The organism is Fischerella sp. JS2 (assembly GCF_032393985.1).
Taxonomy (GTDB): domain Bacteria; phylum Cyanobacteriota; class Cyanobacteriia; order Cyanobacteriales; family Nostocaceae; genus Fischerella.
Genome location: NZ_CP135918.1, coordinates 936010 through 951155 on the forward strand (window position 1 = coordinate 936010; position 15146 = coordinate 951155).

The window sequence follows — 15146 nt, forward strand, 5'->3', positions numbered from 1 at the left end:
ATGACAAGTAATTAACAGAACTTTATATCACTGGTAACTGAATTGTTTAGTGAATAGAGTATAGAACTATCAGAAAAAATTCTCAATCTTTTTTAGTAGCGATCGCCAAACTTACAATTCCTAAATCAATTACATCACTGCTAGAGAATGCCAATTACTAAGAATTAGGATACTGCCTGGTTACACTTGTTACCCAGAGTCACACTTTAATACTGACACCTCTAACAGCACTTGTCTATGACAAGTTTTGTTTTTGAGATACTGTCTATTTTTCTTTATCAATGGCTGCTAATTTTTGCATTTTTAAGTGTTGCAACTGCTGTAGTAGACAGTCTACTTCTGCCTGCAAGTGCATAAATTTGACTTGTTGATCTACTTGATTAAAACACTTCTCTAGCTTTGTTGCCCAAGCAGCATGGGATTCACGTTCAGAAATACCAGATGTAGACATTGCTTACAAAATCACCCGTAACTTATAACTCACACCATTAGAGATATTATAATAGGCAAGTTTAAAGAATTGTTAAAAAATTGTATAATTTTTCCTTGCCCTTGTAATTCACTTTTAAATGTGTAGTTAATGACAGTAAAAAAATCACTTTGTTCCTTAGGGATTGGGGTGGGGCAATGGGGAGTGTGGGGAGTGTGAGGAGTGTGTAGACGTGTCAGCGGCTTCCCGTAGGGTGGGGTATGAGAAGTAAGTATTAATCAACCACTAACCCTACTCTTTTGAGAAGACGCTTGCGCGTCTACGGGTTCGTCAGTCGCTCATGGGGGCTCGGGGTCCCCTTTGGGGTTGGGGGAGGAACCCCCTGCGTAAGAGTCGCTGACTCACCACTAACTACTAACTACCAACCACCAACAATCAACAACCAACAACTAACCACTAAAGAGTTATAAAACTTCCACGAGTGATGGTATTTGCCTGAACACCAGTCAGAGTAGCTAGAATGTCACAATTGCCAGCGATACTAATTAGAGTATTGTTATGATCTTGAGCGATCGCTAGATTACTGAAGGTGAGTCCTTTTGACAAAGCGAGTAAATCTTCGCCGACGGTAAAGTCAGTAATCACATCTTGACTTTGCTCTAGGGATAAGAAAAACACATCTCGGTCATCGCCTCCACTCAATGTATCATCTCCTTTGCCGCCATTGAGGAAATCGTTACCATCTCCACCTAAGAGAATGTCATTACCAGCATAGCCAAAGAGCAAATCGTTACCTGCTTCGCCTAGTAGTCTTTCATTGATTTTTCTTCCAAACAAGCGATCGTCCTCATCGGTTCCTAGTATATTGGCTGTAATTAAAAAATTTGAACCGGGATGGCGAGGATCGTAGCTGATGGGATCAATGTCTAAAGGGTTCTCAAAGGCGATCGCAAATTCACGCCAGTCTATATACTTGAAGTTGGTATTAATATTTTCAATTTCCCCGTCATCTTCTACTAGCACAGGTGGTTCGTTGTTACCGTCATGCACTACTAACAAACCATAAGGGAATTCAGAACCAAGGGGAGTGTTAATCACTGCTGCACCGTCGGATTCTTGCACTCCATCGATGTCATTACCATTATCAATCACAACACTACCCAAGTACTCATTTTCACCTTCACGCCTAAATACCGCAAAAGTGCTATCACCTTGACTAGAAGCGATCAAATATCCCGTACGATTAGCACCGTAATAAATTGTCAGACCTTCTGCATCTGGTGTAATCACATTTCCTTCTGGTGTTACTGCTTCAATCAACTCACCAGTCGGATCAGCATTGGGTTGTGCTAAAAACTTCCAGATACCACGTTGTTCTTGTGCTGCGTAGAGATCACCTAATTCTTGGTCAACAACCATACCCTCAAATTGGGGATTCTCTAGTTCATTGTCAGGTACCGAGAGTGTACGGACAGTCTTGGCGCTGACTGTGCCATCTGGGTTAGCAATCAGTTCTAGTTGAGCAATCTGGTTATTTTCCCGTTGGCTGACAAATACGTAAGCATCGCCAGAACTAGGACTAATATAGGTAGCAACACCATAGGCAGTTTGTTCACCATCATCAATCCCAAATATCGAAGCAGTATGATCACTGAGGTCAGCAGCAGTAACTTCGGTAAGTTGGCGAGTTTCCGGGTCAATCGCCCAAATCACTAAAGTATCATTTTGGCGATCGCTAGCAATTGCTAGATCCACTATCTTTCCATTCAGGTTAAAGCCGTAAATTAAATCTACGTTGTTGTAGCGTTCATCACCATAGGGACGGACTGTCAAATCTTGGTTGACACTACCATCTAAATTAAAAGTAATCAGTCCACCATCTTTAAGTGTGGCAATAATTAAGCTCTGTTCTGAATTATTGGGATTTACCCAGATAGCAGGGTCATCTGCATCACCAAGGAGTACCTGAGATAAGTCTGCCGCCAGCAGTTGGCGATCGCTGTGTTTGCTACCCCAGTCACCATCGAATGGCGTGACTGTAATATAACCTGCTAAAAATTGCTCACCTTCAGAAATAGGGTTAGGATTGTCACTAGAAGTACCAGGAACTAATAACAAGCCCTGTCCCTCACCGAAAATGGGGGGCAGGTTGCCAAAACGAAATCCTAAACTAGTTGCTTGGTCAAACTCTGTTACAGACACACCTTGAATATCATCAACTGCCGGAATATTGACATTCAGACCAATACCTGTGGGTAAGATGCTGGCATCCTCTCCTTGGGTAGCCTGGAGTTGAGCAATCAGGTTAACAATGTATTCAGCACCAACTTTGTATGCTTTCTGAGTGCTAGGGTAGCTTTGCTGCGCTTCCTCTAACTTGATACCTGCACTGACAGCAATAGAAGGTACATTTTCTAAAACAGCAGTCACAGCCGCACTCAGTGTTCCTGACGACACAGCCGACAAACCAATGTTTTCACCCTGGTTAATACCAGAGATCACTAAATCTGGTGGATTGTCTGGCAAAATGTAATCTAATCCAGCCTTAGTAGTGACAACTGGTGTACTATCTACATACCACTGGTTTTCGGCATAGTTGATAACTTCAATCGGTTGAAAAAGTTGATCTGTATTGATAGAAGTGCCTTTGCCACTTTGTTGTTGCTTAGGTGCAACCAGCGTCACATGGTGTCCAGCTGCCACTAGCGCTTCGTAGAGAATCTTAATACCTTCTGCCTGGTAGCCGTCGTCATTCACCAACAAAATGTTGAGTGGTTTCACAACAGGCAAAATAGTCACCTCACTAAGGCGATCGCTTATTACTTCCCGACGATCTGCCTCAGCACTCCAATTACCATCTATGGGTGTAACAGTAATTCGTCCTGCCAAGAATTGCTCGCCTTCAGAATCAAGCTCAGGTACTTCCCCAATCACGAGTGACTTTGAGGTTAACAACAAGCTTTGTCCTCCACTGGGTAAATCACCAAAGCGTAATGCCAAACTCGTAGCTTGATCAAAACCAGTGTAGGAAACACCCTTGACGACTTGATCAGCAGGGATATTCACATTTAATCCCACACCTTCTGGAAGTAGGGTTTCACCCGCTTGAGTCTCTTGGAGTTGAGCAATTAAATCAATCACATACTTAGCACCGATCTTATAAGCCTCTTGGGTGCTAGGATAATCCTGACTCGCTTCTTCTAACTTGATGCCTGCACTGATAGCGATCGCCGGAATTTCCTTTTGTAAGGCTATAACTGCGGCGCTGAGTGTTCCAGAAGAAATCGCACCATAACCGAGGTTTTCACCCTCGTTGATCCCAGAAATGACTAAATCAGGCGGATTATCTTGCAGGACATAATCTAATCCTGCCAGAGTAGTTACAACTGGTGTGCCATCAACATACCACTGGTTTTCCGCATAGTTAACAAGCTCAGTAGGCTGAAAAATTTTGTCTGCGTCGATAGCGGTTCCTTTACCACTTTGCTGCTGCTTAGGTGCAACTAAGGTGACATGATGTCCAGCTGCTACAAGTGCTTCGTAGAGAACTTTAATGCCTTCTGCCTGGTAACTGTCATCGTTTACCAACAGAATATTGAGAGGTTGCCCTGAGAAAAAGTCTTCATCATCAATGGTTGATGGTGTTTCTATGGTAGGAGCGACAATAGCTATAGTGTCTTGATCTGGTTCAGACTTTGAGCAAAAGAGGGTAGAAGCAGAAGTCATTTGAGCAGGTGTCCTTATTCCTATAGAAAACGAAAGACAGCAAAGCCAAGAATTTTTTCACGCTTTGTGCTTTGGCGACCCCACCGAAGAAGCTCAGGAAGCGTATTTGACTGAGATATTAATCTCATAAATTCCACAGCGATGTTAAGCGTGCAAAAAGAACTGGTTAAATTTCTCATACCAATTCAAATCATGTTTGCGGCAGATCATCCCACCCGCCTAACGGCACCCTCCCCTTAGAAAGGGGAGGGTTGGGGTGGGGTCTTATATAATCCATGTGTTGTATTCTTTTTTCAAATTGGTATCAGTTAAGGAGTGTCAAAAAATGTCGCATAAACCTTTCCAGAGAGACATCTAAAACGATAAACTGACATTCTACGAACTAGTTGTTTGTTGGTGGTTTCCAAACAACCAACACTCAATAATATTTAAAAAGCCCTGAAAACTCGTGACCTTGAGCCTGTCTGCAACTACATCTCATCGCCAACCCTGGCCCGGACTTATAGAGCAGTATCGCGACTACTTGCCTGTCAGCGAAACAACACCAGTTGTCACCCTGCTGGAGGGTAACACACCTCTGATACCAGTTCCTGCGATCGCACAACGCATTGGCAGACAAGTACGTGTTTTTGTCAAATATGACGGTCTTAACCCCACTGGTAGCTTCAAAGACCGAGGCATGACAATGGCAATTTCCAAAGCCAAAGAAGCAGGGGCCAAGGCGGTTATTTGTGCGAGTACAGGCAACACCTCAGCAGCAGCAGCAGCCTATGCTCGGCGTGGGGGAATGCGTGCTTTTGTATTGATTCCCGATGGTTATGTAGCGCTGGGAAAATTGGCGCAGGCACTCTTGTATGGTGCAGAGGTACTGGCAATTCAAGGTAACTTTGACCGTGCTTTAGAAATTGTCCGGGAAATGGCCCAAACTTATCCAGTCACATTGGTGAATTCAGTTAACCCCTACCGTCTAGAAGGGCAAAAAACCGCAGCATTTGAAATAGTTGATGTTTTAGGTAACACTCCTGATTGGCTGTGCATTCCTGTGGGTAATGCGGGAAATATCACAGCATATTGGATGGGATTTTGTCAATACCATCAAATTGGGAAGTGCGATCGCCTGCCTCGAATGATGGGTTTCCAAGCAGCTGGTGCAGCACCCTTAGTAAAAGGGGAACCAATACCCCACCCAGAAACACTTGCCACAGCCATTAGAATTGGCAACCCCGCCAGTTGGGAAAAAGCAGTAGCTGTCAAATCAGCCAGTATGGGGAATTTTCACTCTGTCACCGATGACGAAATCCTTGAAGCCTATCGTCTATTGGCATCAGAAGAAGGAATTTTCTGCGAACCAGCTAGTGCTGCTTCTATAGCAGGTTTGTTGCAGGTCAAAGACCAAGTTCCCACAGGTGCAACAGTGGTTTGCGTCCTCACTGGCAATGGTTTAAAAGACCCAGATACAGCCATTAAACACAGCAACAGCCAATTTAAACAAGGTATTGAATCGGAAGTCCACGCCGTAGCTGCGGCGATGGGATTTTAAAGTCGTTAGGCAAAGTCCAGAGTCTAATCTACCCCTAGACTAGCAAAGCTATCTAGGTGTTTTTTGTAAACGAACACAGTGCAAGGCGATGTACACAGATAGACCATCGCCTTGCACTGTGTTTATCGGTGGTCGATTTCTAATTCTCCACTTCCTACTCAGTGTCTCCCACTACAACCACAGACTTGCGGCACAATATATTTAACTGAAAATGTGGGGAGTGAGCTTAGATGGCTATTAATCTTCAGCAAGCATTAGAAGTCGGCAAATATATTGTTACCCAACGTCTGAAAGGACGTAAGCGTTATCCCTTGGTTTTAATGTTGGAACCTCTGTTTCGTTGCAACCTCGCCTGTCCTGGTTGCGGCAAAATTCAACATCCCACAGATATACTCAAGCGTAACCTAACTCCACAAGAGTGTTTTGCAGCAGTAGAAGAATGTGGTGCGCCTATAGTCTCTATTCCTGGTGGGGAACCACTTCTGCATCCCCAGATTGACGAGATTGTGCAGGGATTGATTGAGCGCAAAAAGTTTGTTTACTTGTGTACTAACGGCTTGTTATTAGAAAAGAGTCTAGATAAATTTCAACCGTCACCTTATTTGACATTCAGTGTACATCTCGATGGAATGCGAGATTGGCATGATCATTGTGTGAATCGCAAAGGTGTTTTTGACACTGCTGTGCAAGCTATATGTGCTGCTAAAGCCAAAGGATTTCGTGTCACCACTAACACTACTGTTTTTGAAGGTGTTGATCGCAAACAAATGCAGGAGTTTTTTGATTTCCTGAGTACGCTCAACATTGATGGGATGATGATTTCTCCTGGTTATAGTTATGAGTGGGCAAGTGATCAAGAACATTTTCTCAAGCGAGAACAAACACGCGCTTTATTTAGAGAAATCTTAGCTCCTTACAAAGCAGGTCAGAAAAACTGGAACTTTAACCATAACCCACTATTTTTAGATTTTCTCACTGGCGAGAAAGACTATGAATGCTCACCTTGGGGTAGTCCGAGTTACAGTGTTCTAGGTTGGCAAAAACCCTGTTATTTGTTAAATGAGGGACATTATGCCACCTTTGATGAACTAATGAAAGACACAGATTGGAACAAATACGGTCGTGCTAGTGGTAATCCCAAATGTGCAGATTGTATGGTTCACTGCGGTTATGAACCTACCGCCGCCACCGATGCGATGCAACCACAGAATTTAGTTCGTTCTATTGGTAGTATTTTTGGTTAGAGTTTGTAGCAACTTGTAGCCTACAGCTATCTCATCTCTATTAGCCCAAAATTCTGCCCTAAAATAAATTTTGGGCTAATAGCTTAAGTCAGCTTTAAGCTAACCAATACCAAATGGGGATAGGAAGTATTGTTTGAAATTCTTGGAAAAGCTTTTTAGCAAAGTCTTTTAATCCAAAATCCAAAATTGGTAAAATTCACATTAGGCGTAATTCATAACTACTTCCACTCACCCTGCAAGGTAAATGCTGCCCAGAAAAACGGTGCAGTATAATTTTGATTTTGCCACATTTCTATCTGTGCTGATCGCAGTGCGGCTGCTGGCTTTAAGTTTTCTTGCAGCATTTTTTTGTAGAATTTGGTCATCAATTCTGATGTGGCTCGATCATCCACACTCCACAAACTTACAACTACTCGCGGACTACCTGCATACATAAATCCTCTAGTTAAACCTACCAAGCCTTCGCCTTTGATTTCTTCACCCAATCCGGTTTCACAGGCACTCAGCACAACTAATTCTGCTGGTAAATTGAGGTTGAAGACATCATGGAGTCGCAAATAGCCGTTTTGTGGTTTGCCGTTGTTATCAAACAGTGATAACACTACACCTGATAACTCTGGATTAGTACTATCCAGGATACCGTGAGTGGCAAAATGCACAATTCGATATTGACTGAGTTGGTTATTGGTGGCAGTAGTGCGGTTAGCAGTGAAGTCTAAGGCTTGCAAACGCTCACCTGTTGGCACTAGTGACAAAATACTCTCGGCTTCTTTGCGAGTGAAAGGTAAGCGGGTAAAAATTACATCGGTGTTTCTGCTAGCTTTTGCTAATGCCAGACTGTTGATATTGCGCTTGTCTACAGGTTGTTGAGTGGTTTGTTTAACTTTAGTTTGAATCCGATCATCGTCGCTGCTAAACACAGGATCAGCAAAAACTGCGATCGCTTTCGGAGCTACTTTACGTCCGCTAACTTCTTGCCGCAACACTGCTAAGGTAGAAGCTGAGGGCAAGTTGACGATTTCGTGTTCTAATAATAAGGGAGTGGGAGAGGTCGAAGCAGCAGGAGAAGGTAATGCACTAAATGGCAAATACTGCAAGGCTCCATCACTGACAATTAGCAAACGTTTATTTCCTAATTCTTTAGCTACGGGTTGCAGTAGCATCTGGCTTAACTGGTTGGCAACTTTGCTGTCTTCGTTTGCCCCAAGTTTGTAATCGGGTGTGTTTAAAAGATCATAAAACTTGCGTGCAGTAGCTTCAATGTCAGCACGTTTAGGTAGTTCGTAACTTTTAATGCTATTTTTGCTCACAGCCCAGAGATAGCTGCGTTCTTCTCCCAGCGCATATTCTAACAGCAGAGTGTTGTCATCCAAGACTTGCTGCTGAATTTGGGTAACATTCAAGGGTTGAGGTTGAGTAAGTGCTGCATAACGAGGACTCTTGGTACGGATCTCTGCTTGTAGCTGTCGGTACTGTTCTAATAGTGTGGCATTTTCTTTTGCTAATGCTTGGGCTATTTCTTCGTTATATGCATCATCGGCTAATTCGATTTGGCGTTTTTCGATCGCATCAAGTTTTTGCTGTAAGTTACGTTCTTTTTCTAGTAGTTTGGGATCAACTCCTTGGCGGATATCGGCTTTTGCTTCATTCAATAGTTCCAATAAACTACGGGCGCGGGCACGTTCACTAGCTTGCAGTGCCAATGCATCGTATCCTTGCAATGGGTTTTGTTTGTGCAACTGCATCAGCAAATCTATATAAAACTCGTAATAATTCTGAACTTTGGCAAAGTAGGAAGTACGTAAGTCCTGGCTGGTAACTTGGGTACGAATACCTTCAACGAGTTTGATTGTTTCTTCAATTTGGCTACGGGCGGCGTTGAGATTACCCCGGTTGCGTTCGGTAAGGGCGATCGCGTAATATGTGTCGGCAATACCAGAGCGATCGCTTAATTTCTGCCGTAATGCTAATTCTTGGTTGTAAGTTGCGATCGCTTTGTTTGGCTGCTTTAACCCATCATAAACTTTGCCTTGGACACTTAGAGCGTTAGCTTCTGCCAACTGGAAACCTAACTTTTGGAATCCTGACACACCCTGGCTTGTAGCTGCCAAGGCTTTTTGATAGTCTTGTGTAGCTAAATACACTCTACCCAAAAAGACATAAGCAGTAGCCTCGCTAAAGCTACTATTTAGTTGGCGAGATAATGTCAAAATTTGGTTAGCAGCAGCTAGCGCTTTGGGATAACCTTTTAATGACTCGTAGGCTCTGACTACCCCTGTGAGTGTAGCGACTTCTCTAAATTTATCCCCTTGATCGCGCCAAATTTTTAGGGCTTGGTTGTAATATTCCAGCGACTTTTGATAATTCTCTGCGTAACGGTAAGTACTACCAATACTATTTAGGGTTTGTCCTGTCTGGGTGCGATCACCTATTTGTTGAAATATCTCTAAGGCTTGGTTGTAAGTAGCAATACTGAGTTGATAGTCTCCCAAATCACTATAAACTTGAGCGATGTCCTTGAGGGTAGCAGCCTCTCCTGGACGATCTTTAATCCGCCGTTGGATATCCAATGCTTGATTGTAGGAATCCAGCGCTTGCTGATAATCGCCGAAAGATGCATAAATTTCAGCGATGTTACCAAGGGTAAAAGCTTCTCTGGCTGGTTCTTTGATGCTACGCTGAAGTTTGAGTGCTTCATTTAAGGAATCAAGAGCTTGTTTTACTTCTCCTTGTTCGCTGTAGATATAACTAAGTTGATTGAGTATTTCAGCTTCCTGATAAGGTAAACCTGCTTGTTGCAAAAGCGATCGCGCTTGCTTTGCTGACTGCAAAGCTTGGGAAAAATTACCGATGGACTTGTATACAGAGGCAATATTGCTCAGAATTAAGGCTTGTTTTGAGAGATTAAAAGGGCGTTGTGTGCTAGAGATATTAGCTTGTGCTGCTTTCTGCAATGCTAATGCTGCATTTAAAGATGCCAATGCCTTTTGATTTTCACTTATGGAAGTGTAGACCGAAGCAATATAAGTGAGAGTATCAGCTTGTCCAGACAAATCTTTGTTTGCGCGTTGAATTTCTAATGCTTGATTGAGGCTGGCGAGGGCCTTTTGCGGTTCGCCTAAAGACATGTAAACTAAGCCAAGGTCTTTGAGTGTTGTAGCTTGAGCATCAGTATCTTTTTGCTGGCGTTGAATATCTAGTGCTTGATTGTAAGTTGCCAGAGCGTTTGTCGTCTGTCCTAAACTAAAGTAAATTCTGCCTATTTGAGTTAGTACGCCAGCAGCAGTAGCAGGCTTTTTTTGAGCCTGAAAGATTGATACTGCTTGCTTGTACAATTCTAATGCTTGTGGCTTTTGACCCAAATTAGAATAAGCATTGGCAATGGAAGTGAGAGCAAAGGCTTCCCCAAGTGGATCTTTGAGTTCACGAGCGATCGCTAAAGCCTGCTGAAAACTTTCTAAGGCTTTCTGTGATTGACCATCAGTATAATGGATTGTACCTATAGCATTCAGGGTAGTGACAACAAACCTACGAGCTACATAGGGAGGAGATTCATTAACAGCAAGTTGCTGCCATATTTTCAAAGCGGCTTGGTATTTAGCTAGTGCTTGTTGTCGAGATGCGGCTGTACCTTGCTCAAATAGTTTTTTTGCTGCTTGTGATAATTGCTGTGCCTGAACAAAGGCTTTTTGTTTTTCAGGGCTGTTGGGTTGTTGAGCTAGGTTTAGAGGTGGGGCAATGAGAAACTTCAATGATGGGGTAATCACAGATGCCATTCCAGACTCTGACATTAACATCGTGCTGATCAATACAATCAGAGTAGGACAGGCGAACATAGGAACACTTTTAGCCATGATGTACTTTACTCAGTATTTTCAGTAGTAGTACTTAATTGTTCAGCTGCTTGTTCCTATATTCAGCTTTATATTCCCAGATTTCTAATTATTTAGACAAGGGAATTGAAGATGAAAAGCGATCGCAATCCCATTGCATAAGTAAGTCGGTGGAAATAAACATAACTATGTTACGAAAAGTAAACACGCCTAGAACCCTTACCAATGATCAATGACTTTGGACAATGACGACCCCAACGAGTTAGCTTTATTTGTACTGACTTACTTATATTGATAAATTATTAATGTATGTGAACACCTGACTAAATTCAGGCTTGATTTTGCAAAGCAAAGGGTTTGGAAATGTTTACTGCATCAGAGACTCCTATTATTGCGACAATTCTATTAGTCGCTTTCGGAATCTTGGGTTGGGGCTTTTATCGTGCCAGACCCTATGGCAAGCTGGGAATCTTTGCCTGGTTACAGTCAGTGGTTTTAATGGCTCCCTGGCTAGTATTTTTTGGCTTATTTGCAGCCGGGATTTACATCAATATTGTTGCCATTCTCTTGTTGCTGGTAGTTTCTACAGCAATTTACATCTATCTGGGTAGACAGTTAAGGGCAGCGGGACAAGACGTGATTCTTAGACAGCGAGCCACACAAAAGCTAGCTGAACAAGAATCAACTCCTACAGCAGAAACAACATCGACGGTGGAACCTGCACAAGTAAAATTGGAGGTTCTGCCAATTCCAGAAGCAGATTTAAATGCTATCAAAGGTATTTTTGGTCTGGATACGTTTTTTGCTACGGAAACTATTGCCTATCAAGAAGGAGCTATCTTTAAAGGTAATCTGCGGGGAGAAGCACAGATGGTTCACAACCGTCTGACTGCTAAGTTGCAGGAAACATTGGGTGACAAATACCGCCTTTATTTAGTTGAAAATACTGATGAAAAACCAGTGGTAATTGTCCTACCCAGCCGCAATGACCCGCGTCCGATGAGCGTATCGCAAAAAGTCTTTGCTGTGATTCTGCTGGTATCAACAGTTGCCACAAGTTTGGAAGCGTCGGGTATCCTGCAAGGCTTTGATTTATTTGCCAATTTTGCACGCTTAACAGAAACTTTACCTATTGGTTTGGGGATTTTAGTAATTTTACTGGCCCATGAAATAGGTCATTGGTTACTTGCCCGTCGCCACAATATCCGCCTCAGCTGGCCCTACTTTCTACCAGCAGTACAAATCGGCTCTTTTGGGGCAATTACTCGGTTTGAGTCTTTGTTACCCAACCGTAAAGTATTATTTGATATCGCCTTGGCTGGCCCAGCTGCTGGGGGAATTGTGTCTGTGTTGATGCTGATTACTGGATTGCTGCTTTCTCATCAAGGCAGTATGTTTCAATTACCCAATCAGTTTTTCCAAGGTTCAATTTTGGTGGGCACTTTAGCACGGGTTGTACTTGGTTCAGCTTTGCAATCACCATTAGTGGACGTGCATCCCTTGGTAGTTATTGGTTGGCTGGGGTTGGTAATCACAGCTTTAAACTTGATGCCTGCTGGACAACTTGATGGTGGTCGGATTGTCCAAGCTATCTACGGACGCAAAACAGCTGGTAGAACGACCTTTGCAACTTTAATTTTGCTGGGATTAGTAGCTTTGGGTAATCCTTTAGCAATGTATTGGGCAATCGTGATTCTGTTTTTACAACGAGGCTTAGAACGCCCTAGCTTGAATGAAATCAGCGAACCAGACGATGCACGCGCCGCTTTAGGTTTGTTGGCTTTATTTTTAATGGTTGCGACTCTTTTACCCCTAACTCCTGGTTTAGCTGGGCGATTGGGAATTGGATAACATTGTTAGTAGTTAGTAGTTAGTAGTTAATAGTTAATGGTTAGTGGTTGACGGGCAACTACTAACCATTAACCACTAACCAAATTACGGTTTCCACCCAGCTAGTAGATTTGGGTAGGAAGTTCCTGTTGGGAAAAGATTTTTAAAACCTGTTTGACGTTGTTGTGGTGCTTCTTTGGTAATGTTCCACAAACTTTCGTAGAAAAAGAAAGAGACACCAGCAAAGTTGCGATCGCGTACCTGTTGGACTTGTTGGTTAATCTGTGTCATTGGTACATGTTTACGTTTTAGTCCCGTCATAATACCGATACTTACGGGTATGTGACTTTTAGCAGCTTTGACTTCTGGGTACTCTAATTCGCTCTGAAAAACATTCAGGTCGTCTCGATACACTTGTATAACTAAGTCTTCCACAAGTCCCATTCTTTCCCATTTCTGCCAGTCCGCTAAAAAGAATTCGTAGGAGAAGCGTTGAGGATTAGGTGCTACGGAAACAATACAGTTCTTCTTTGTAGCTTTGATCGCTGTAAATACCCGCTTCATGTAGTTAGTAATTTTGTTGGCGCGCCACTGTACCCATTCTGGATCTTTGGAGTTGGTAGGGGGTGCTTTACCACCGTGTTCTTTTTTGTATAGTGCAACTGTATAAGCGTCGTATCCTAACTCTGATGGCAAACCAAAATGGTCATCAAATTGAATGCCATCAATGTCATAATTCCTAACTATTTCTACTATTAAATCTTGGATGAATTGTTGCACTTCCGGTCGGAAGGGATTTAGCCATACTCGATCATGAGTACCTTCTTTCCAAATTTTACTACCATCTCTACGACTAGTTAACCATTGCGGGCGACGTTTTGCTAGTTGGGAGTCGGCAGGGGCCATAAAGCCAAATTCAAACCAGGGAATGACTGTTAAGCCTTGTTGATGCCCAACGTTGACCACTTCTTTAAGCATATTTCGCCCTTGTAGACCCGGTTCTGGATCAAGCGATCGCCCAATCACCTTTTGGGCAACTTTACTAGGATACAGCGTCCAACCCCAATTCCATACGGTTGGATAGACAACATTAAAGTTCAGCTGTTGGAGATTTTGTAATGCACTCTTGAGGCGATCGCGCTCAAACAAGACATTACTATCAATATTGGTTAACCACACCCCCCGTAACTCTGCTATTTGCTGACGCGTAGGTATTTGCGCTGGTAGGGGAAAAGATAGCATCATTGTAGCAATCATTGACAAAGTAACCAGTACAGCAAAAAAAGCTAAGTTGCGATGACTACTTTGACGAACATTCCACACAAACAACTGTCGACAAGATCTAACAAACTTTTTCATCATGAATTGGGTACAAAATTTCACATAGGCTTCAACAAATCATCACCTATGACTGCGTAGATCTCCAAGAAGTTGCGTAAGTTTGTCACTGGTCAATGGTCAATGGTCTGTTGTCAATTGTCATTTGTTAGTAGTTAGTAGTTAGTAGAGATGCGAGGAACATCGCGTCTGTACATTAGTAGTTAATAGTTGGTTATTACTCACACTCCCCACACTCCCCACACTCCTCATCCTCCTTGTCCCCTTTGTCCTCCCGATCCCCAATCCTCCACTTACGTGCAAAATCAGGCTGAATTTTGTCGAAAAGTTCATCTTTAGCAAAATTACGTAAATTTAACCGTCATTCTGGGGTAATGCACCACACTACTTGTTAAAATTACTATGAGTATAATTATCAGGACAAAATTCAACAATGCCCTTTATTTTATTCATTTATCGCCTTATTTCTCAATAGACGGGTAGTATTGCTGGTTATTGAGAAAACTATATAAAAATATACTTAGGTCAAATTAATGATCAACTTAATTAAGACACAAGAGCATGATACAAGCACTACAGCCGCTATTGCGAGGTTGGCAAGGGCGATAACCCTTTCCCACGGTCAATTTTCTTTACTTTTAGTCTGCTGTAACTCTACCAATAAACAGCAGTTAGTGAGTTTGTTAAATGAATTTTTACCAATAGCGATCGCACAATTATCTCTGTCTGCTTCTGCACAAACGCTTTATACTAATATCACCAGTGCCATTGGGTCTAACCATCCCGAAGCTTTGATGGTAGATGGTTTAGAGTCCGTAGTCGCAATTAATCAACTCATCATTTCTACAAATTTAATGCGTGATGAGTTTCGCAAACAGTTTCAGTTTCCCTTGGTATTGTGGATAAACGATGAAATCTTAAGAAAACTGATCTTGTTAGCGCCAGACCTCAAAGACTGGGCAGCTACGACAATTAAAATCGATTTACCTAATCATGTTTTAGTTTGAATAGCAGGCGATCGCATTTTTGTATTTTGGTATCGATGCATTTCAAAAATAAATTTTAACCAATGCATTGTTAGAAGCCCATTAGCCTATCGGTACACAACCAGTTTGTATGTACTATATTTAAGCTTAATAGTAATAGACTTTATATTTCCATATTTTAGGATTAGTTTATATTTCTGATACTTAGGCCAAAAAAGC

Annotated in this window: 8 protein-coding genes; 4 read left to right on the top strand and 4 right to left on the bottom strand. The window is 42.4% G+C overall.

What is annotated here, in order from left to right:
- Window positions 1–265: 265 nt before the first annotated feature.
- Both RS893_RS03935 and surE read right to left on the bottom strand, forming a co-directional pair.
- On the bottom strand, window positions 266–451 hold the full coding sequence (locus RS893_RS03935) for a hypothetical protein (RefSeq protein ID WP_315789961.1): 186 nt from the start codon (window positions 449–451) through the stop codon (window positions 266–268).
- A gap of 435 nt (window positions 452–886) precedes the next feature.
- Window positions 887–4156 (bottom strand): 5'/3'-nucleotidase SurE, encoded by a 3270-nt coding sequence (gene surE / locus RS893_RS03940; RefSeq protein ID WP_315789962.1) that lies wholly within the window; start codon window positions 4154–4156, stop codon window positions 887–889.
- 448 nt (window positions 4157–4604) lie between these two features.
- Between surE and thrC the strand changes: the two genes are divergently transcribed.
- Complete coding sequence (gene thrC, locus RS893_RS03945; protein ID WP_315789963.1) at window positions 4605–5696, top strand: threonine synthase; 1092 nt, start codon at window positions 4605–4607, stop codon at window positions 5694–5696.
- A 230-nt stretch (window positions 5697–5926) separates the two neighbouring features.
- On the top strand, window positions 5927–6940 hold the full coding sequence (hpnH, locus tag RS893_RS03950; RefSeq protein WP_315789964.1) for an adenosyl-hopene transferase HpnH: 1014 nt from the start codon (window positions 5927–5929) through the stop codon (window positions 6938–6940).
- A 218-nt stretch (window positions 6941–7158) separates the two neighbouring features.
- On the opposite strand, the gene RS893_RS03955 is transcribed toward hpnH, so the two are convergent.
- On the bottom strand, window positions 7159–10794 hold the full coding sequence (locus RS893_RS03955) for a CHAT domain-containing tetratricopeptide repeat protein (RefSeq protein ID WP_315789965.1): 3636 nt from the start codon (window positions 10792–10794) through the stop codon (window positions 7159–7161).
- Between the two features lie 342 nt (window positions 10795–11136).
- Here RS893_RS03955 and RS893_RS03960 point away from each other — a divergent pair, with 342 nt between their 5' ends.
- Window positions 11137–12624: a site-2 protease family protein gene (locus RS893_RS03960; RefSeq protein ID WP_315789966.1), complete on the top strand. Its 1488-nt coding sequence runs from the start codon at window positions 11137–11139 to the stop codon at window positions 12622–12624.
- An 84-nt stretch (window positions 12625–12708) separates the two neighbouring features.
- Here RS893_RS03960 and RS893_RS03965 read toward each other — a convergent pair whose 3' ends face one another.
- Window positions 12709–13962 (bottom strand): glycoside hydrolase family 10 protein, encoded by a 1254-nt coding sequence (locus tag RS893_RS03965; RefSeq protein WP_315791861.1) that lies wholly within the window; start codon window positions 13960–13962, stop codon window positions 12709–12711.
- Between the two features lie 512 nt (window positions 13963–14474).
- On the opposite strand from RS893_RS03965, the gene RS893_RS03970 reads away from it, so the two are divergent.
- Window positions 14475–14948, top strand: a complete 474-nt coding sequence (locus tag RS893_RS03970) for a hypothetical protein (RefSeq protein ID WP_315789967.1) — start codon at window positions 14475–14477, stop codon at window positions 14946–14948.
- Window positions 14949–15146 lie beyond the last annotated feature (198 nt).